Genomic DNA, 18335 nt, shown 5'->3' on the forward strand with positions numbered 1-18335 from the left:
CCCCTGGGGGCACCGCCGCGTTCTGAGGAGGCGGCGGGGCACCGACGGACGGAACTCCAGGGACGGTGGTGCGCGCCTGCATGGGCGTCGCGGCCTGGGCCGGTGTTGATCCGACGGCAGGAATCCCAGAGACGGTAGGCCGCGCCTGGACGGGCACGGCCACCGCCGCGACCTGGTGCGGTGGTGCTGCTCCCACGGCGGGAACCCCGGCCACGGTGGGCCGGGTCGCGGCCGTGGAGCCCACGGGAGGCACTCCGGGTGGCGGCGGACGCGTGGGAGCGGTCAGCGGCGGGATGCCCGGCAATGCGCCCACCGGACCCACCGCGGGGACGCCCTGCTGGGCCGGCCGCGCTGTCGCGCCTTCTGCTCCCACCGGCGGGATGCCCGGGGGCTGTGCCGGACGCGAAGCCGCACCCACTGGCGCGATGCCCGGAGGCGGCGGACTCGGCGGTGCTCCGGCCTCAGGGGCTCCCGCGGTCGGCACTCGCGGCGGCGCTCCCACGGTCGGTGCACGCGGCGGCGCGACCGGACCCGCGGCCTTCTCCACCGGCGGAATCCCGGCTGACGACTGGGGCCGCGAGGTCGCCGGAGCCACCGACGGAATCCCACCTGACGACGGAGGACGCGACGTCGCCGGCGCCACCGACGGAATCCCACCTGACGACGGAGGACGCGACGTCGCCGGCGCCACCGACGGAACCCCAGCTGACGCCGGAGGTGGAGACATCGCCGGAGGCCCGACGGGGGCCTGGGTGGTCGGTCCTGCTCCCGCTGGCGGGACCGCGCGCGGCGGTGCCGCCGTGCCCGGGGCTCGGGGCGCGGCGGGCGCCAGGGGCGCGACGGACGGAGGGACGGCCGCGGTCAACCGGGGCAGCGCGGGCGTCGCCGGACGCGCGGGGGCCGCGGGCGCGGCGGGCCCCGGCGGTGCGCCGGAGGTGGGGTCGGAAGGCTCGGACATCGGCGGTGCCTAGGAGGCCACGGCGGGCATGTCGTTGCCGTTGTGGCCCGCGAGCCGCGTGTTGCGGTTGGTCTGGATCGACTGCTGGATGTCCGCCTCCGTCATGCCGGAGGACAGCGTGATCGACGTGGACGTCTTCTGGCCCGTCTCCACGTCGCACGCGGACACGTTCACCAACCCGTCCGTGTTGATCTCGAACGTCACCTCGATCTTCACCTCGCCGCGATACCCGATGCGGAAGCCCGCGAACTCGAACTCGCCGAGCATCTCGCACTCCTCGGCGCGGTTGGACTCGCCCTGGTACACGCGGATCTTCACCTTCTCCTGCCCGTCGCGGCTGGTGGTGAAGGTCTTCGAGCGGTCGATGGGCACCGGCGTGTTCTTGTCGATGATCTTCTCGGTGTAGCCGCCCACCGTGCCGATGCGCAGCGTCAGCGGCGTGACGTCCACCAGGAACGTCTCCGTCTTGCTGTCCAGCAGCGCGTGCGACTGGAGCGCGGCGCCCATGGCCACGACCTGATCCGGGTTGATGCCCTCCAGCGGGTCCTTCTGGAAGTAGTGCTTCACCGAGTTGCGGATGATGGGCAGCCGCGTGGGCCCGCCCACCAGGATGACCGCGTCGATGTCCGCCGCCGTCAGTCGCGCGCTCTGCAGCGCCTCGTCGCAGACCTTGAACGTGCGCTGCACCAGGTCCATCACCATCCGGTTGAACTGGTCCTGGTTGAGCGTGTTGCGCAGGTCCATCACGTTGCCGTTGGCGTCCTGGCAGATGCCCTGGCAGAGGATCTCCGCCGTGCCGAACTGGCCCACGTCGATCTTCGCCTTCTCCGCCGCGTCCTTGAGCATCTGCAGGCAGTACTTGTTCTGCCGCAGGTCCAGCCGCGTGCGCGCGAGGAAGTCCTCCGCCATCCACGTCATGATGCGGTCGTCGAAGTCGTCGCCGCCCAGGTACGTGTCGCCCGCCGTCGCGAGCACCTCGAAGACGTCCTTGCCAATCTCCAGGATGGACACGTCGAACGTGCCGCCGCCCAGGTCGTACACGACGACGCGCTGGTTCACGTCCCGGCCGAAGCCGTACGCGAGCGCCGCGGCGGTGGGCTCGTTGAGGATGCGCAGCACCTCCAGCCCCGCGATGCGGCCCGCGTCCTTCGTCGCCTGGCGCTGGTTGTCGTTGAAGTACGCCGGCACCGTGACGACGGCCTTGGTCACCTCGCGGCCCAGGTACGTCTCCGCGACGGCCTTCATCTCCTTGAGCACCAGCGCCGAAATCTCCGGCAGCGAGTAGCTGCGCTCGCGCACGCCGATGCGCACCGAGTTGTTCTCGCCCTCGACGATGCGGTACGGCATCACCGCCTGCGCCTTCTTCACCTCGTCGGAGAAGTAGTAGCGGCCGATGAGCCGCTTGGCCGAGTACACCGTCGTCTCGGGGCTGGTGATGATGTTCTTCTTCGCCGCGTTGCCCACCAGCACGGACCCTTCCTCCAGGAAGGACACGCACGAGGCATGGGTCGTCTCGCCCCACTCGTTGGGGATGACCGTGGGCTGGCCCTCGTGGACGACGGACACGCACGAATACGACGTGCCCAGGTCGATGCCGATTGCGATGTCGTCCGCCATTCCATCTCCGGTGAAGACCTGCACCCCCGTTCCCTCTCGGGGGGTCCTGCCATGAAGCGGCCGGAGGTTAGGCGCCACGGTGTGAGGTGTCAATGCAATGGCAGGTCAAATGCCTGCTATTTCAAGGGCTTAGCGCCAGAGCAGGGGAGCAGGGGGGCGGCGCTGAATCACGTCCATCGCCGCCTTATCCCTTGAGGTGAAGGGGGGTAGTGCGAATGTCCGCCATTCTCGCCGCGGTGTCCTCGGATCCCAATCTCCTGCGGTGTGAGCTTCACCGTCTCACCCAGCAAGTGGTCCTCCGTCCGGAAGCCCGGGCCAATGCCCTGGGCGTGGGCTCCTATGCCCAGGAGGAGGTCCTGCTGCGCCGACTGTCGCCCGACGTGGACGTCACCCTGGACGACCTGGGGCCGCCCCATGAATCAGAGGCGGTGCTCTTCCATGCCAGCCGCCTGCCGCCAGGGATGTCGCCCGAGGAGAACACCCAGCCGTTCCGGGCGCGCCACTGGCTGTTCGCCCACCAGGGCCCGCTGCCGGACTTCACGCCCCTGCGCGCCCCGTTGCTGGAGCGCGTGCCCGAACACCTCCAACGGCAGGTGCGGGGCTCCACGGACAGCGAGGTGCTCTTCGCCCTGTTCCTCACGCGCCTGCGCAACATGGGCCGCACGGATGATCCGCGCCTGGAGCCGGAGGTCGCCGGTCGCCTGCTCTCCGAGACGATGCGTGAAGTGATGGCCGCGCTCGTGGCCTTCGGGCGGGTGCGCACGCCGCCGCTCAACATGGTGGCCACCAACGGCGCGGTGCTCGTCGCCACGCGCTGTGGTGAGGCCCCGCTGTACTACACGCGCCTGGAGGGCAGCGCCGAGTGCGCGCGGTGCGGCGTGGACGCGAAGACCCCGGAGGCGCATCCCGAGGTGAGCGCGCACCGGCGCCGACGCACGGTGGTGGTGGCAAGCCACGTCACCCGCACGCAGGGCTGGGTGGAGCTGTCGCCCGGCACCACGCTGGCGGTGGGCGCGGACCTCCAGGTCCGGCACCTGCCTCCGGCTTGAAGCAGGCCTCCGCCCGCCTCACGGGCCGCCGAAGAAGGACTCTTCCAGGAAGCGCACGTAGAGGTTGCAGGCGGCGTGGAAGAGCGAACAGCCGAGGATGGTGCCGGTGCGCTCGCGCATCCAGCCGAACAGCAGCGCGGGGAAGAACACCGCCAGCCGCCAGGTCTGGAAGATGGCCAGGTGGCCCAGCGCGAAGAGCAGCGCCGTCACCCAGAAGGCGCGTCCCAGCCGGGCGCCCAGCACCACGCGCCCCTGGGGCCATGCGTCGCGCAGGCGGGCCTGCACGTAGCCCCGGTAGAAGAACTCCTCCGGCAGGGCGACGACGAAGAGCTGATCGATGATCCACTCGCCGAAGCGCGGGGGCAGGCGCGGGTGGAAGTGGGCCTCGCCCACGATGGGCGTCAGGTGGCGCGCGAGCGCGGACGGCAGGTGCGGCACCACCTGCACGAAGCCGGCGAAGCCCACGAAGAACAGCGGCCCCACGATGAGCGACAGCACGACGAACAGGCGCACGTCCTGCTTCCACGCGCGCAGCGACAGGCCGTAGTCGCGGTAGTCCTCGTCGCGCCAGCGCATGGGGATGAGCGGCAGGTAGAGGAAGCCCACCGTGGCCACCAGCTTGGGCACGCTGCTGCCGCCCGCGAGCACGAACGCGACGACGATGCCCAGGAAGCCCAGGGCCCAGAGCCCCACCGCCTCCTGCACCGCGCTCAGCCGGAACGGCGGCCCCGGGGGCCGGCTCATGGTGAATCCGCCGAGGCGAGCTCCGCCTTCACCGCGCTCAACGGCAACGCGCGCGCGCCCCTGCCGCGCTTCTCCACGACGACGGCCACCAGCCGCCCGTCCCCGTCATACAGCGGGCTGCCCGGCGCGAGCGTCAGGTCCACGTCGAAGAAGGGCGCGGGCCCGGACTTGGCCACCGTGGCGCGCGGCCGGTCCCGCTGCCCCTTGCGGCCGGGCAGCACGCCCACCACCCAGCGGCCCGCGAGCCCCTCCGGCACCAGCCGTACCGGCGCCGCGGGCCACGCGCCCTGGGGCCCCGCGACCACCGCGACCTGGAGCACCGTGCTGGACAGCACCACGCGCGCCGTCAGCGCATTGCCCGCGTGCTCCACCTGGGCGGACTGGGGCCCCACGTGCGCCACGGCGGTGAGCACCTGCCCGTCCGCGCCCACGATGATGCCGGGGCCCGCGTGCTGGGGACCGCGCACGCGCACCGACGAGCGGGCGTGCAGCTCCAGCACGCGCTGGAGGTCGGCGCGCGACGGACGGGCCTCCGCGCCGGCCCGCAGCGGGGCGGCCAGGAGGAAGCAGAGGAAGAGGGCGAAGGGGAGCGGGCGGAACATCAGCGCGCCCGCGAGCCTATCAGCGCTCTCGCAGGGCGGCGAGGAAGCTGGCCGCGGGCAGGGTGTTGAGGATGTCCTTCTTGCGGGCCCAGCCCCGGCGCGCGGTGGCCACCGCGAAGGACAGGTTCTTGAGGTCCTCCTGGCGGTGCGCGTCGCAGCTCGCCACCAGCTTCACCCCGCGCGACACGGCCTGCCGGACGTACTCGGCCTTGAGGTCCAGGCGCTGGGGCTTGCCGTTGACCTCCACCGCCACGCCCCGTTCGGCGGCGCGCTCCAGCACCTCCTCCATGCGCAGGGGGTACGGGTCGCGGCTCTGGATGAGGCGGCCGGTGGGGTGCCCCAGGACGTGCATGTGCGGGTTGTCCAGTGCCGCCAGCACCCGGCGTGTCATCTGGTCCTCGTCCAGGGAGTGGCGCACGTGGATGGAGGCGATGACGATCTCCAGCTGCTCCAGCACGCTGTCCGCGTAGTCCAGCGCGCCCGTCTCCAGGATGTCCACCTCGATGCCCTTGAGCAGCCGCAGGCCGGGCACCGCCTCGTTCACGCGGTCGATCTCCTCCCACTGCCGCTTGAGGTCGTCCACCTTCAGGCCGCCCGCGTGGATGGCCGCCTCGCTGTGCTCGGTGACGGTGAGGTACTTGAGCCCCAGCGCCTGCGCCGCCCGCGCCATCTCCTCCAGCGAGTTGCGGCCGTCGGACCAGGTGCTGTGCGCGTGCACCGCGCCCTGCACGTCCTCCAGCGTCACCAGGTCCACCGGCAGCGTGCCGGCCAGCGCCGCCTCCACCTCGCCCGAGTCCTCGCGCAACTCCGGCGGCACCTCCTGCATGCCCAGCAGCCGGTACAGCGTGGCTTCGTCGGGGACGGGGAGCTTGGTGCCGTCCTCGCGGTGCACGCCCCATTCGGAGATCTTCAGGCCCTTGTCGTGGCCCAGGTTGCGCAGCCGGATGTGGTGGCCCTTGGAGCCGGTGAAGTGGTGCAGCGCGGTGGCGAAGTCCTCGTCCGGCAGCACGCGCAGGTCCACCTGGAGGTCGCCCAGCGTCATCCGCACCGAACACTTGCTGTCGCCCTTGCCCAGCACCGTCGCCACGCCCGGCGCGTTCGCGAGCGCGTCCAGCACCGGCCCCGCGTCCTTCGCGGAGGCGATGAGGTCCACGTCGGACACCGTCTCCGCGCGGCGGCGCACGCTGCCGCCCAGGCTCGCGCGCACCACGCCCGGCGCCGCGCGGATCCGCTCCAGCAGCTCTTGCGCGATGGGCAGCGCGTCTCCCAACAGCTTCCGCTCGCCCTTCGCGCGCCGGTACACCGCGATGCCGTCCAGGAGCTTCGTCTCGCTCTTCGCGCCAAAGCCCTTGAGCTCGCGCACGCGGCCGTCGCGGCAGGCGCGCTCCAGGTCCTCCACGCTCCCCACCTGGAGCTGGCTCCAGAGCACGGCCACCTTCTTCGGGCCCACGTCCGGCAGCTTCATCAGGTCCAGGAGGCCGGCGGGGAAGCGGGCCTTCAGCTCCTCGAAGGCGCCCAGGCGGCCCGTGGTCACCAGCTCGGTGAGCTTGTCGGCGAGCCCCGGGCCGATGCCCTGGAGATCCTGCAGGCGGCCCTGGGTGACGATGGCGCCCAGCTCCTGGGGGAGGTTCGCGATGCGGTCGGCGGCGATGTCGTAGGCCCGGACGCGGAAGCCGCTCTCACCCTGGAGTTGGAGCAGCAGGGACATGTCCCGGAGGACCTGGGCGACGGCCGCCTTGTCGGTGAGCACGGCGTTGGAGGGTGTCACGTCGGAGGTCACGGTCGGAAGATTAATGACGGGGGAACGGGGGTGCAGGCCCGCACGCGTTGTGGGAAAAGGGAGCGCGAAAAGGAACACAATGACGAAGATCAAGCTGGGGCCCGCGGACTTCGCCGAGCGGGAGATGCGCGGCTACGAAGTCGGCAAGCGCAACGTCTGCATCGCGAAGATCCACGGCCGGTACAAGGGTCTTGATGACTGGTGCAACCACGCCGGGTGCCTGCTGTCCGGCGGCCGCATCGAGGACAACACGGTCGTCTGCCCCTGCCACGAAGTCGGCTTCGACATGGACACCGGACAGAACGTCACCTCGCCCGGCGTGTGTGACGACCAGCCAACGGTGCAGCTCGCGGTCGAGGACGGCGCGCTCGTCGTCGACCTGCCCGACGCCTGAGCCTTCCACGCCACCGCAGCCACCAGGAGCGTCCACCATGGGACACGACGGACACGATCACGACCATGACCATGACCACGGTCATGGCCACCCGCATTCCCACCCCCACTCGCATGAGCACGGGCACTCGCATGACCACGAGCACGGTCATGACCACGGGCACTCGCATGACCACGGCCACGGTCATGATCACGGGCACTCGCATGCGCCCGAGGGCTCGGCGGTGGCGGCGGAGCACAAGGCTCGCGCGCCGGTGCACGTCAGCGCGTTCGTGGTGACGTGCTCGGACAGCCGGGACGCGGCGCACGACGGCAGCGGGAAGGACCTGCGCGAGGGGCTGTCCGCGGCGGGGCACACCGTCGCCGGGCACACCGTGGTGAAGGATGATCCGGAGGCCATCCGGGGCGCGCTCGCGCAGGCGCAGGCCGCGGGGGCTCGCGCGGTGCTCTTCACCGGCGGCACGGGCATTGGCCGGCGCGACTGCACGGTGGAGACCCTGCGCGCGCTCTTCGAGAAGGAGCTGCCCGGCTTCGGCGAGCTGTTCCGGATGCTGTCGTACCAGCAGATCGGCAGCCCCGCGCTGATGTCGCGCGCCACGGCGGGCACGTACCAGGGGATGATCCTCTTCGCGCTGCCCGGCTCGCCGCAGGCGGTGCGGCTGGCCCTGGACGCGCTCATCCTCCCGGAACTCGGCCACGCGGTGCGTGAGCTCACCCGTTAGAGAAGGGGAGCATGAGAGCGAGGTGGGAGTGCCTGCGATGAAGAAGCGCCGTGGCGCGCACACCGGACTGAGCACCCAGGCGGCCGAGCGCCTGCGCCCCCGCCTGGAGGCCTTCATGGCGGCCACCGATGCCCGGGCCCGCATCGGCTTCGACCCGGTGGAGTTCCCCCATCGCTACCGGGACCCGCGCGACGTGGAGGTCAGCGCGCTGCTCGCGGCGGCGCTGGCCTACGGGCGCGCGGACCTCTTCCGCCCGAAGGTGCACGGGCTGCTCGCGCGCATGGGCCCATCCCCCGCGGCCTTCGTGCGGGCGCTGGACGTGGCCGGTGCGCGGGAGCTGCTGACGGGCTTCGTGTACCGCTTCAACGTGGGCACCGACCTGGCCGTGCTGCTGCTGGGCATGGGCCGCGCGCTGCGCGAGCACGGCAGCCTGGAGGCGCTCTTCGTCCAGGGCTGGAAGGCGAGCGGCGCGCTGCACGGCGCGCTCGCGGCCTTCACCGCCGCCCTGCGCGACATCCCCATGGCCGCGCTGCGCGAGGCGCTGGGCCCGGAGCGCGGCCTGCACCACCTGCTGCCCTCGCCCCTGGGGCCCGGCGCGGCCAAGCGCCTCAACCTCTACCTGCGCTGGATGGTGCGGGGCCCGGACGCGGTGGACTTCGGCATCTGGAAGCAGGTGCCCGCGTCCGTGCTGCTCGTGCCGCTGGACACCCACATCGGCCGCATGGCGCTGCACCTGGGGCTGACCCGCCGCACGGACCTCACGTGGCGCACCGCCGAAGAGGTGACGGCGTCCCTGCGCGCGCTCGACCCCATGGATCCCGTCCGCTATGACTTCGCTTTGTGCCACTACGGCATGAGCGGGGCCTGTCCCGCGAAGACGCTGCCCGAGCACTGCGCGCGGTGTTCGCTTCTGTCATCGTGCAAGGTGGGACCTCGCGTCGTCGCGCGAGCAGCCCTGCAAATCTGAGTCCCCCCGGACCTCGAAATGGGCTACGGGCAGTCCGCGCGACCCCGCGTTGACGGGTTGGTTCGGTCAAGGCTGCAATGCAGTCCCGCGGCACGGGTGTCATGGACCGGACCGCGGGGTGTGAGGAGCAACGCAGTGCACGCAATGCTGGTGGCGGTTCCAGCCCCGGTGGCCCAGGACGTGGAGCGCGACTTGAGCGCCACGGCCGCTGGACGCGCGTGTCGGGTGCTCCGTGTCGAAGCGGCCTCGGAGCCGTTGCCCGAGGGGCTGCTCGTGCTGTGGGACCATGGCGGTCCGCTGGAGGCCGTGAAGGCGCGCTGTCAGTGGATGCACGCGCGGCGGCAGCCCTCGCGCACGTGGCTGGTGGTGTTGACGTCGCGCGACGGCGCGGACGCCGAGGCCCTGGTCGAAGCGGGCGCGGACGAGTGTGTCGCGCCGCCCGGCACGCGCTGGGGCCCGAGGCTCGCGGCGCTGCTGCGCCGCTCGGCGGACGAGGACGCGCTCGCGCTGCGGCGCACGCGGGACATGCTCCAGGGCGCGCTGGACGCGATGCCGGAGCCGCTGTTCATCAAGAACCGCGAGCACCGCTTCGTGATGACGAACAGCGCCTTCTGCCGGCTGCTGGGGGTGACCGCCGAAGCGCTGCGGAACCAATCCTCCTACGCGATCGTGCCCACGCATGAGGCGGAGCTGTCCTGGCGCCAGGACGAGCGCGCCTTCACCACCGGGCAGACCGTGGAGGACGAGGTCACGTTCACCGACCTCAAGGGACGCTCCTTCGAGGTCCTCACGCAGCGGGCCGCGTACACGCTGCCCGACGGCGAGCGCTTCCTCGTGGGGCTCGTGCGCGACGTCACCGAGCGCACGCGCCTGGAGACGCAGCGGCGGCTGGCGGAGCGGATGACGTCCGTGGGCACGCTGGCGGCGGGCGTCGCGCATGAGATCAACAACCCGCTCTCCTACGTCACCTCCAACCTGGCCTACCTCTGGGAGCGCGTGGCGCAGCCGGTGGTGCCCGTGGAGCAGCTGGAGGAGCTGCGGCAGGTGGTGGCCGAAGCGCTGGAGGGCGCCGGACGCGTGCGCTCCATCGTGCGCGACCTGAGGACCTTCTCGCGCGCGGAGGAGGAGCGCCACGGCCCGGTGGACGTGCAGCGCGCGGTGGACGGCGCGCTCAAGCTGATGCGCGACGAGGTCCAGCACCGCGCGCGCCTGACGTGTGAATTGGAACCGGTGGCCGCGGTGCACGGCAACGAGGGCCGGCTGGGACAGGTGGTCACGCACCTGCTCATGAACGCGCTCCAGGCCTTCGGTGACCGGCCCGTGGAGGAGAACGCGTTGCGGTTGCGCGTGCGCCCGGGACGGGAAGGGCACGTGCTCATCGAAGTGGAGGACAACGGCCAGGGCATGGCGATGGACGTGCGCCAGCGCATCTTCGACCCGTTCTTCACCACGCGTGCGCCCCGGGGCGGCACCGGCCTGGGCCTGTCCATCTGCCTCACGCTGGTGCATGCGATGGGCGGCCACATCGAGGTGGCCAGCGAGCTGGGCCAGGGCAGCCTCTTCCGCGTGGAGCTGCCGGCGCTCGCGGGGCAGGCGGAAGCGGCCATCCCCCCGGCGGACGCGGCCCCCGTCGCGGCTGCGACGAGCGATGCGCCCCCGCAGGCGACCCGCGCGACGCGGAACCTGAGGCGCCTGCTGCTCATCGACGACGAGCCCGCGGTGGGCAGCGCGGTGAGCCGCCTGCTGCGCAACCTCTACGAAGTGCACGTCATCCAGGACGCGCGCGAGGCCCTGAGGCGGCTGTCGCACGGCGAGAAGTTCGATGCCATCCTCTGCGACCTGATGATGCCGGGCATGAGTGGCATGGACTTCCTGGTGGAGCTGGAGCGGCTGGCGCCGGAGCTGGCGCCGCGCACCGGGCTGATGACGGGAGGGGTGAACCCCCAGGCCCGGGAGTTCGTGGGACGCCGCGCGAAGGAGCTGCTGGAGAAGCCCTTCGAGCGCGACCAGCTGTGCACCTTCGTCGAGACCCTGATGCAATGAAGCGCCGCACCCGCTGGTCGCTCACGGCCGTGCTGTCGGCGCTGCTGCTGTCGGGCCTCGTCCTGCTGCCTCCGGAGCTGCGGGGGCTGTCCTTCATGCTGCGCGCGGCGGGCCTGCACGGGACCGCGGCCGAAGCGCTGGCCCGCTTCGACACGGGGCCCTTCACGGTGTCGGACCTGAGCGTGCCCACGCGCCACGGCCCGGTGCGCGCGCGGCTCTACCAGCCGGCCGAGCGACGAGGCCGGCTCATCATGCTCACCTCGGGCGTGCACGCGGCGGGCATCGACGAGCCGCGGCTGGTGAAGCTCGCGGGGGACCTGGCCACCGGAGGGCACCCGGTGCTCACGCCGGAGCCGCCGGACCTGCTGCGCTATGAAATCACCCCGCGCCTGACGGACGTCATCGAGGACGCGGCCCTCTGGGCCCTGGGCCAGCCGGCGCTCGTCCCCGAGGGGAAGCTGGACCTGTTCGGCATCAGCTTCTCCGGAGGGCTGTCCGTCGTCGCGGCGGGAAGGCCCTCGCTGCGCGACCGCGTGGCCGCGGTGCTGTCCTTCGGTGGGCACGGCGAGCTGTCGCGCGTGCTGTCCTTCCTGTGCACGGGCGTCCAGTCGGACGGGGTGCGCCGCAAGCCGCACGACTACGGCGTGGTCGTCATCCTGCTCAGCGCCGCGGAACGGCTGGTGCCCCCGGAGCAGGTGGAGCCGCTGCGCAAGGGCGTCCGCACCTTCCTGCGCGCCTCGCACCTGACGCTGGTGGATGGGAAGCAGGCGGCGGCCACCTTCGAGGAGGCGCGCAAGCAGGAGGCGGAGCTGCCGGAGCCCGCCGCCACGCTGTTGCACCTGGTGAACACGCGCGACGTGGCCGCGCTGGGGACCCGGCTGCTGCCGCTCGTGAAGGACTTCGCGGGAGACCCGTCGCTGTCGCCGGAGCGCTCGCCCGCGCCCCACGCGCCGGTGTACCTGCTGCACGGGGTGGACGACTCCGTCATCCCCGCCATCGAGTCCACGCTGCTGGCGCGCGCGCTGGAGCCCTTCACGCGCGTCCACCTGCGCGCCACGCCGCTCATCACCCACGCGGAGATGGACCGCGAGGTCGACGCGCTGGAGGCGCTGCGGCTGGTGCGCTTCTGGTCCGGGCTGCTCGGCGAGTAGCGCGGTTTCGGGCTTCCGCGCGCGGCGGTGGCTTGACGTCCGGTGACGTGAGCAGGTGCCATGGGGGGCATGTCCATGTCCCTCGTGGTGTCGGCCGGGCTCGGCTGGCTGCTGACGGCCGCGCCTTCGCCCGTGGCTCGCATCCTTCCGTGTGCCCCGGACACGCCCGCCTGGACCGAGGCGCGTGACAGGCTGGCCGCGTTCGACCCGCAGGTGGAGGAGCTCGCCGAGGGGGGCACGGTGGCCCTGGTGCGGCCGGCGATGACCGCCCTGCTGGACCTGCGCTGCTTCGCGCTGGCCCGCGAAGAGGCCGGTGGGATGTCCCGCATGGAGGACGAGGCCGTGTCCGGGCTTGCGTTGAAGACGTGGTGGCGCGACGGCGGGAAGGACTACTTGGCGTCGCAGCTGGAGCTCGGACGCCCCGGGCCCCACACGGTGGTGATTCCTCCGGACCTCCGCGACGTGCTGACGCGCGAGCACTCGAAGGGGCACCGGCTGGAGGCCCTGCTGTGTCCGGCGAAGGCCGATGCGTGCGGCGTGGAGACCGTGCCCTGGCGTGCCCGGGCGGATCAGGCCTTTCGTCCGGAGTCCCTGCGCCACGGTCAACTCCGTGAGTCCGTTGCGGGTCGCCCCCGTCCACCGGACTGCGAGGCGCGCGCCAGGAAGAAGCCTCCCGGTTCGCGCTACCGGACGTGGCGCGAGTGCCTGGTCGAAACCCCTGGAGCGAAGCCCGTCCAGTCGGCGCTGCCCCTGGGACGCATCCGCGCACCCATGGACGGCTGGCTGGTGGTACGGGGCCGCCGGGGGCACTACGCCTTCTGTGATCAGCTCGACGCGTATCACCTGGGAACCGGAACGGCGTACCGGTCGAGCAGCTGCTCGCAGCTCGCGCTGCAACCCGGGGGCACCGTGGACGGAGCGGGCACGGATGCCGCGCGCCGCTCCGAGGTGATGGCGGGGCGCATGGATCCGGCGCGGCTGCGGGAGCTGACGTGGATGCTACTGCTGGCGCCGGAGGTGCGGGCGGACGTGCAGGTGGAGGCCCTGCGGGTCCCCGTGCCGAAGGACTTCCGTATCGAATGGACCCGCACCCATCGCGTGGGGGGCGTCATGGGCGGAGTCTACGGAGGCTCCACGGCGCAGACGCGGCTGGGCTGGCGCTGGTTTCCGGCAGGAGGCGCCGAGCCCTGGTCGGGCACGTGGACCTACCCGTGGTCCTGGAATGTCGCAGAGGACTTCGTGAACGAGCTCCTGGGCGCCGCGGAGGCCACCTTCCAGGAGGGCTGCCCGGCAAGGCCGGTGCCGTCCGGGGTGCTCGACTTCACGCGCGAACCCGCCGTCCACGGGCTGGATGCACCGAACGGCGTCGCCCAGGTGCAGGACGCCCGCGTGGAGGCGCTGCGCGCGTGGCGGCCGCCTTTAGGCTGCGTCCCCGGTGCGGATGGCGGTTGAGGGCCCTCGCTGACGATTGCAGCAGCAAGCTTTCCGCGAGAACAAGCGTGCGTGCGTCACCCAGGCGACAGGGCCGTGGGGGGATGGTGGCGCGGCGGGGCCGCCGGTAAAAGCTGAGCCCCCATGAGCGTCCGTCTCCCCGACGTCCTCCCCGACGAAGACGTGCTGGACTTCGTGCAACGGCTTCACGGCGGCTTCGATGCGCGTCTGTATCAACAGGTTCTGGGTGCGGCGAACGCGTTCAAGGAAGGCGACGCGGCCATTGGTGTCGCGGCGGCGGACGAGGACTCGCGGCAGCGGGCCCGCGCGCTGCTGGCGCGCACGCGCCTGAGCGACGTGCACACGCATCCGCCCTTCGAGGACCGGCTGCACATCTTCAGCCTGGAGGCGTGGGACGCGGCGCGCTGGCGGCGCGTGGCGGACTGGACGCTGGGGCAGCTCAAGGACTTCCTGCTCACCGCGGACGAGGCGGCCGTGCACGACGCGCTCGATGGGCTGCCCAGCGACGTCATCGCGTGCGTGGTGAAGCTGATGAGCGACGCGGAGCTGAAGGCGGTGGGGGGGCGCATCTTCCATCCGCTGCCGGGCAGCCGCGTGGGCGCGCGGGGCTACCTGGGCGCGCGCCTGCAGCCCAACTCGCCCACGGATCATCCCGAGGACATCCGCTGGCAGGTCTTCAACGGGTGGGCCTTCGCGGTGGGGGATGTGGTGCTGGGCACCAACCCGGTGTCGTCGGATGTCGCGTCGGTGGCAGTGGTGGAGGCGGCGCTGCACGACGTGCTGGTGACGTTCGGGTTGACGGACGTGATGCCCCACTGCGTGCTGGCGCACATCGACGTGCAGGCGCAGGTGGAGGCGCTGCAGCCGGGCACCACGGGCATCTGGTTCCAGAGCCTCGGCGGGAACGAAGCGGCCAACCGCACCTTCGACGTGACGCTGGAGAAGATGGTGGCGCACGCGGCGGCGCGCACCGGTCCGTGGGGCCTGTACTTCGAGACGGGGCAGGGCGCGGACGCGACGAACGGGCACCACCACGGCACGGACATGCTCATCCACGAGTCGCGCAAGTACGGCTTCGCGCGGGCCCTCAAGCGCCGGGTCGCCGTGGCGCAGGCCGGCGCGGGGCGGGACGCGGCGCCGTGGGTGCATGTCAACGACGTGGCGGGCTTCATCGGGCCGGAGGTGTTCCGCACGCGCGAACAACTGGTGCGTTGCTGCCTGGAAGACATCGTGATGGGCAAGCTGCACGGCCTCACGCTGGGCCTGGACGTGTGCTCCACGCTGCACATGGACGTGACGCTGGATGACCTGGGCTGGTGCCAGGAGCAGCTGGCCGAAGCGGGGCCCGCGTACCTGATGGCGCTGCCCACGCGGAATGATCCGATGCTCAGCTACCTCACCACGTCCTTCCAGGACCACGTGCGGCTGCGCGAGCGGTACGGCCTGAAGGTGGATGACCGGATGTGGGCCTTCTTCCAGCGCCTGGGCGTCATCGACGCGGACGGCCGGCCCACGAAGCACTTCGGCGACCCTCGCCACGTCTACGTGCACTACCGCCGGCACAAGGGCGACACGCGCACGGAGGCGGAGCTGCGCGCGGAGGCCGAAGTGCAGATGGCGCGGGTGCGCGCCCGGGGTGTGCCGCTGGCGGTGGGGCATGGCGAGACGCCGTGGACGCTGGAGCCCACGCTGGAGCAGGACCTGCGGAGCCTGTACGAGGATGCCAAGGTGGGCCTCTGGTCGGAGCTGTCCGAGGCGACGGTGGAGTCCCTACCTGGAGCGGTGCGGCTGCGGACGCGCTCGGAAGACCGGCGCGACTACATCCTGCATCCTCCCTCGGGCGAGTCGCTGGAGGGCGCATCGGAGGCGATGGTGCGTGCGCTGCGCGAGCGGCACGGTGGGAGGTACGACGCGCAGCTCGTCGTGTCGGACGGGTTGGATCCACGCTCGCTGATGGACGCAGGGCACCTGGCGCCGTTCGTGGACACGCTGCGCGCGGAGCTGGACGCGCAGGGCTGGCGCGTGGCCCCGGAGGTGCTGGTGGTGAAGCACGGCCGGGTGCGCGCGGGCTATCAGGTGGGACGCCTGCTGTTCGGTGACGAGGAGGACGCGCGGCCGTGCGCCCTGGTGCACGTGATTGGCGAGCGTCCTGGCTCCGGGCACCACGCCTACTCCGCGTACCTCACGGCGCCCTCCGCGAGCACCTGGGCGCGGCAGGGCGCGGTGGACCACGACCGCACGCGGCTCATCGCCGGCATCTCGGACACGAGTGTGCAGCCGGAAGACGCCGCGCGGGAGGCGGTGCGCATCCTCGCGGAGCTGGCGGCGACCGCGCGCACGATGCCTCCGAGCGCGGGGGACACCGCGGCGATGGGGTGAGCTGTCTCCGGACGCGATGCGAAAGGCTCGCGTCCTGTCGAACTCGCGCGGCTCGGCACCGGTGAGCGTCCCGCTTCTCACTTACTCCCGGTGCGATGAGAAGGGCTCGTATCCTGTCACGTCCGCACGGCTCGGCACCGGTGGGCGTCCCGCTTCTCACTTACTCCCGGCGCGATGAGAAGGGCTCGTGTCCTGTCACGTCCGCACGGCTCGGCACCGGTGAGCGTCCCGCTTCTCACTTACTCCCGGTGCGATGCGAAGGGCTCGCGTCCTGTCGCGTCCGCGCGAACCGCTCGGAGCACCGGGACGTGGCGGCCCTGGCTCACGCGAGCCCGCGCTTCAGCGCGCGGACGCGATGCTCGCCGCCGTGCGCACGCCGCCCACCGCAGTGGCCAGGGTGCTCTGGCCCGGGAACACGGAGTCTCCCACCAGCCACAGGCCTCGGTCAGCCTGGAACGGGCCCAGCGTGCGGTAGTTGTCCAGGCCCGCGCGCCGGGGCACTCCGCCCACCGCGCCAGCCTCGCGCAGCGTGAAGCGTTGGAACGTGCGCGGTGAGGCCGTCATGGCGTGCACCACCTGGCCCATCCACTCGGGGGCCAGCGCGTCCAGGCCCTCGCGCATCCGCGCATGGAGCTGGGTGAAGTAGGGCCCCTGTGCTTCCTGCGACAGGCCCGCGAGCTTCTTCAGCGGCACGTGCGTGGACACCGTCACCGTGCGCTGCCCCGGCCGCGCGCGCCCTTCATCCGCCACCCCGCTCACCGAGGCGAACAGGTGGTTGCCCTCGGTGAAGGCCTGGGCCGGATCCCGCACCAGCTCAAGGTGGCGCGCGCTGCCGGAGTCCCCTTCGGGCGGACGCACCACGAGGTACAGCATCGCCGCACCCCAACCTCCATCCACGCGCTCGGCGAGGGCATCCACGCGGGGAAGGCGTCCCACGGGCACGTCGAGCAGCGAGCGCAGGCCCTGGGGCAGCACGTTGGCCACGACGTGCCGCGCGAGCAGTTCGCCCCGCCGCGCCGTCACCCTCCAACCGCCCTCCACGCGCGTCACCGCGCGCACCCGGTTGGCCATCAGCACGTCGCCGCCACGGGCCGTGATGGCCCCCGTGAGCGCCTTCGCCAGCTGGCCGATGCCGCCCCGCACGTGCCCCGTGCCGCGCCAGTAGTAGTCCATCGACGCGAGCGCGAACGGGGCCTCCGCCTCCGCTGCCGAACACTGCACGGTGATCTGGCAGAGCGCGTCCAGGTAGGTGCGCAGCGGCGTGAAGTGCTCCAGTCCGTGGTGCGCGACCACCGCCCCCAGCGGTCGGCCCAGCCAGCGCGCCAGCGGCGCATACGTCCACGCGCGCCCCGCGTGCCGCAGCAGGGACTTCAGGCTCAACGGCGGCAACAGGTCCGGGTCGTCGAACAGCGGCCACAGCACTCCGGCGACCCGGGCCTGGGTCTCGAAGAAGCGTGTCAGGGCCTCCACGGGAGCGCCCGGCAGCGCGCACAGCTCACCGATGAAGCGCGTGCGGTCCCGGTGCACCGGCAGCCGCAACCCCGGGGCGCGAAGCTCCACCAGCGGATCCACCGGCTCCACCGTGACGTCCAGCGCGTGCTCGCGGATCCACCGGCCGAAGAGCTGGTGCGCATCGAAGCCGGAGAACAGCGTGGCGCCGGACTCAAAGGCGTAGCCTCCGCGACGGAAGGTGCTCGCACAGCCGCCCGGATAGTTGAGCGCCTCGCACAGCGCCACGCGGGCGCCCCGGCGACAGAGCTCCAGCGCCGTGGCCAGTCCGCCGAAGCCCGCGCCCACCACCACCGCGTCGTACCAGGTGTCCAACGTCGCTCAGGAAAAAGGGACCGGCACCGGATGCGGGCCGGGGGAGGCCCGCGCCTTCCGGTGCCGGTATCGCGCACATGGCCAGTCGCGACAGGACATTCCTAACGGGCCCACCCTCCCGCCGCGAACCTTTTCCCCAGGCGGGGGAGGCAAGCATCCATGCGCTTTCACTGGCGGACACCCGGGGCCTACCGGGGCATGCGGAGCTTGATGTTGAACGTGTACGCCACGTTCACCGCGCGGCCCTGGTACGTCATGGGCTGATAGTGGCGCGACTGGAGCGCCGACAGCACGGCATCATCCATGTACGGCAGGCCCTTGATGATGCGGCAGTCCCGCATGGTGCCCTCCACGGTGATGCTGAGTGGCGCGGAGCTCAGCTACACGCGCCACTCAGCATCACCGGCGGCGTCATCCCGCCCATGAAGGGGAGGACCTCCGTGCCGGTGGCCTCCGGGATGTTCGGCACGCCGATGGCGCCGATGGGGCTCGTGCTGTTCGGATCTCCGTCCGGGTCTCCCACCGGCTCGTTGGAGCCCGTGCCCGTCGCGTCCGTGGTGGTCGCGTCCGCCACGGTGGTCGGCTCCGGCGTCGGATCCGGCGTCACCTCCGGGGGCGTGGTGGTCATCGGCGTGGGGGTGCGGGGGATACGGT

The 18335-nt window shown here is 71.9% G+C and carries 15 protein-coding genes and 1 pseudogene; 9 read left to right on the forward strand and 7 right to left on the reverse strand.

The genetic code is table 11. From position 1 onward, the window contains the following. The first annotated feature begins 800 nt into the window (after nucleotides 1-800). The gene (locus tag D7V93_RS44955; protein WP_158623761.1) at nucleotides 801-971 is read left to right on the forward strand and encodes a hypothetical protein; all 171 of its coding nucleotides are present in this window, start codon (nucleotides 801-803) and stop codon (nucleotides 969-971) included. On the opposite strand, the gene D7V93_RS16220 is transcribed toward D7V93_RS44955, so the two are convergent. Continuing rightward, nucleotides 968-2575 (reverse strand): Hsp70 family protein, encoded by a 1608-nt coding sequence (locus D7V93_RS16220; RefSeq protein ID WP_120644276.1) that lies wholly within the window; start codon nucleotides 2573-2575, stop codon nucleotides 968-970. The genes D7V93_RS44955 and D7V93_RS16220 overlap by 4 nt on opposite strands. A 215-nt stretch (nucleotides 2576-2790) precedes the next feature. Here D7V93_RS16220 and D7V93_RS16225 point away from each other — a divergent pair, with 215 nt between their 5' ends. Further along, nucleotides 2791-3624: a class II glutamine amidotransferase gene (locus D7V93_RS16225; protein ID WP_120644277.1), complete on the forward strand. Its 834-nt coding sequence runs from the start codon at nucleotides 2791-2793 to the stop codon at nucleotides 3622-3624. A gap of 18 nt (nucleotides 3625-3642) precedes the next feature. Here D7V93_RS16225 and mrtX read toward each other — a convergent pair whose 3' ends face one another. From mrtX to polX, 3 genes are read right to left on the reverse strand one after another with little or no spacing between them, the layout of a single operon-like run. Further along, nucleotides 3643-4368 carry a myxosortase MrtX gene (gene mrtX / locus D7V93_RS16230; RefSeq protein ID WP_120644278.1) on the reverse strand — a complete coding sequence of 242 codons (726 nt, stop codon included), beginning with the start codon at nucleotides 4366-4368 and terminating at the stop codon, nucleotides 3643-3645. Further along, nucleotides 4365-4970: an MXAN_2756 family trypsin-like serine endoprotease gene (locus D7V93_RS16235; protein WP_120644279.1), complete on the reverse strand. Its 606-nt coding sequence runs from the start codon at nucleotides 4968-4970 to the stop codon at nucleotides 4365-4367. The genes mrtX and D7V93_RS16235 overlap by 4 nt, the downstream gene beginning before the upstream one ends. 19 nt (nucleotides 4971-4989) lie before the next feature. Next, complete coding sequence (polX, locus tag D7V93_RS16240) at nucleotides 4990-6750, reverse strand: DNA polymerase/3'-5' exonuclease PolX (RefSeq protein ID WP_120644280.1); 1761 nt, start codon at nucleotides 6748-6750, stop codon at nucleotides 4990-4992. 79 nt (nucleotides 6751-6829) lie between these two features. On the opposite strand from polX, the gene D7V93_RS16245 reads away from it, so the two are divergent. The 7 genes from D7V93_RS16245 to eutB all read left to right on the forward strand — a co-directional run bounded on the left by D7V93_RS16245 (nucleotide 6830) and on the right by eutB (nucleotide 15857). Further along, nucleotides 6830-7144, forward strand: coding sequence for a Rieske (2Fe-2S) protein (locus D7V93_RS16245; RefSeq protein WP_120612036.1), 315 nt, complete (start codon nucleotides 6830-6832; stop codon nucleotides 7142-7144). A gap of 253 nt (nucleotides 7145-7397) precedes the next feature. Next, nucleotides 7398-7865, forward strand: coding sequence for a MogA/MoaB family molybdenum cofactor biosynthesis protein (locus D7V93_RS16250; RefSeq protein WP_208723043.1), 468 nt, complete (start codon nucleotides 7398-7400; stop codon nucleotides 7863-7865). 37 nt (nucleotides 7866-7902) lie between these two features. Next, on the forward strand, nucleotides 7903-8832 hold the full coding sequence (locus D7V93_RS16255) for a TIGR02757 family protein (protein WP_120644282.1): 930 nt from the start codon (nucleotides 7903-7905) through the stop codon (nucleotides 8830-8832). Between the two features lie 144 nt (nucleotides 8833-8976). Beyond that, nucleotides 8977-10875: a hybrid sensor histidine kinase/response regulator gene (locus D7V93_RS16260; protein ID WP_167509470.1), complete on the forward strand. Its 1899-nt coding sequence runs from the start codon at nucleotides 8977-8979 to the stop codon at nucleotides 10873-10875. Then, nucleotides 10872-12026, forward strand: coding sequence for a dienelactone hydrolase family protein (locus D7V93_RS16265; RefSeq protein WP_120644284.1), 1155 nt, complete (start codon nucleotides 10872-10874; stop codon nucleotides 12024-12026). Before D7V93_RS16260 ends, D7V93_RS16265 begins: the two co-directional genes overlap by 4 nt. Before the next feature lie 69 nt (nucleotides 12027-12095). Beyond that, on the forward strand, nucleotides 12096-13478 hold the full coding sequence (locus tag D7V93_RS16270; protein ID WP_147451194.1) for a hypothetical protein: 1383 nt from the start codon (nucleotides 12096-12098) through the stop codon (nucleotides 13476-13478). 123 nt (nucleotides 13479-13601) lie between these two features. Beyond that, entirely contained in the window at nucleotides 13602-15857 is a 2256-nt protein-coding gene (gene eutB, locus D7V93_RS16275; RefSeq protein WP_120644286.1) for an ethanolamine ammonia-lyase subunit EutB, read from the forward strand. 339 nt (nucleotides 15858-16196) lie between these two features. Here the strand turns inward: eutB and D7V93_RS16280 are convergent, their stop codons facing one another. The 3 genes and pseudogenes from D7V93_RS16280 to D7V93_RS44960 all read right to left on the reverse strand — a co-directional run. Beyond that, a complete protein-coding gene (locus D7V93_RS16280; protein ID WP_120644287.1) occupies nucleotides 16197-17681 on the reverse strand; it encodes a phytoene desaturase family protein in 1485 nt (494 codons plus the stop codon). 188 nt (nucleotides 17682-17869) lie between these two features. Continuing rightward, complete coding sequence (locus D7V93_RS16285) at nucleotides 17870-18034, reverse strand: energy transducer TonB (protein ID WP_279636921.1); 165 nt, start codon at nucleotides 18032-18034, stop codon at nucleotides 17870-17872. Between the two features lie 23 nt (nucleotides 18035-18057). Then, nucleotides 18058-18335: pseudogene (locus tag D7V93_RS44960) on the reverse strand (hypothetical protein); the annotation flags it as partial.

It is taken from the genome of Corallococcus llansteffanensis (assembly GCF_003612055.1).
GTDB classification, from domain to species: Bacteria; Myxococcota; Myxococcia; order Myxococcales; family Myxococcaceae; genus Corallococcus; species Corallococcus llansteffanensis.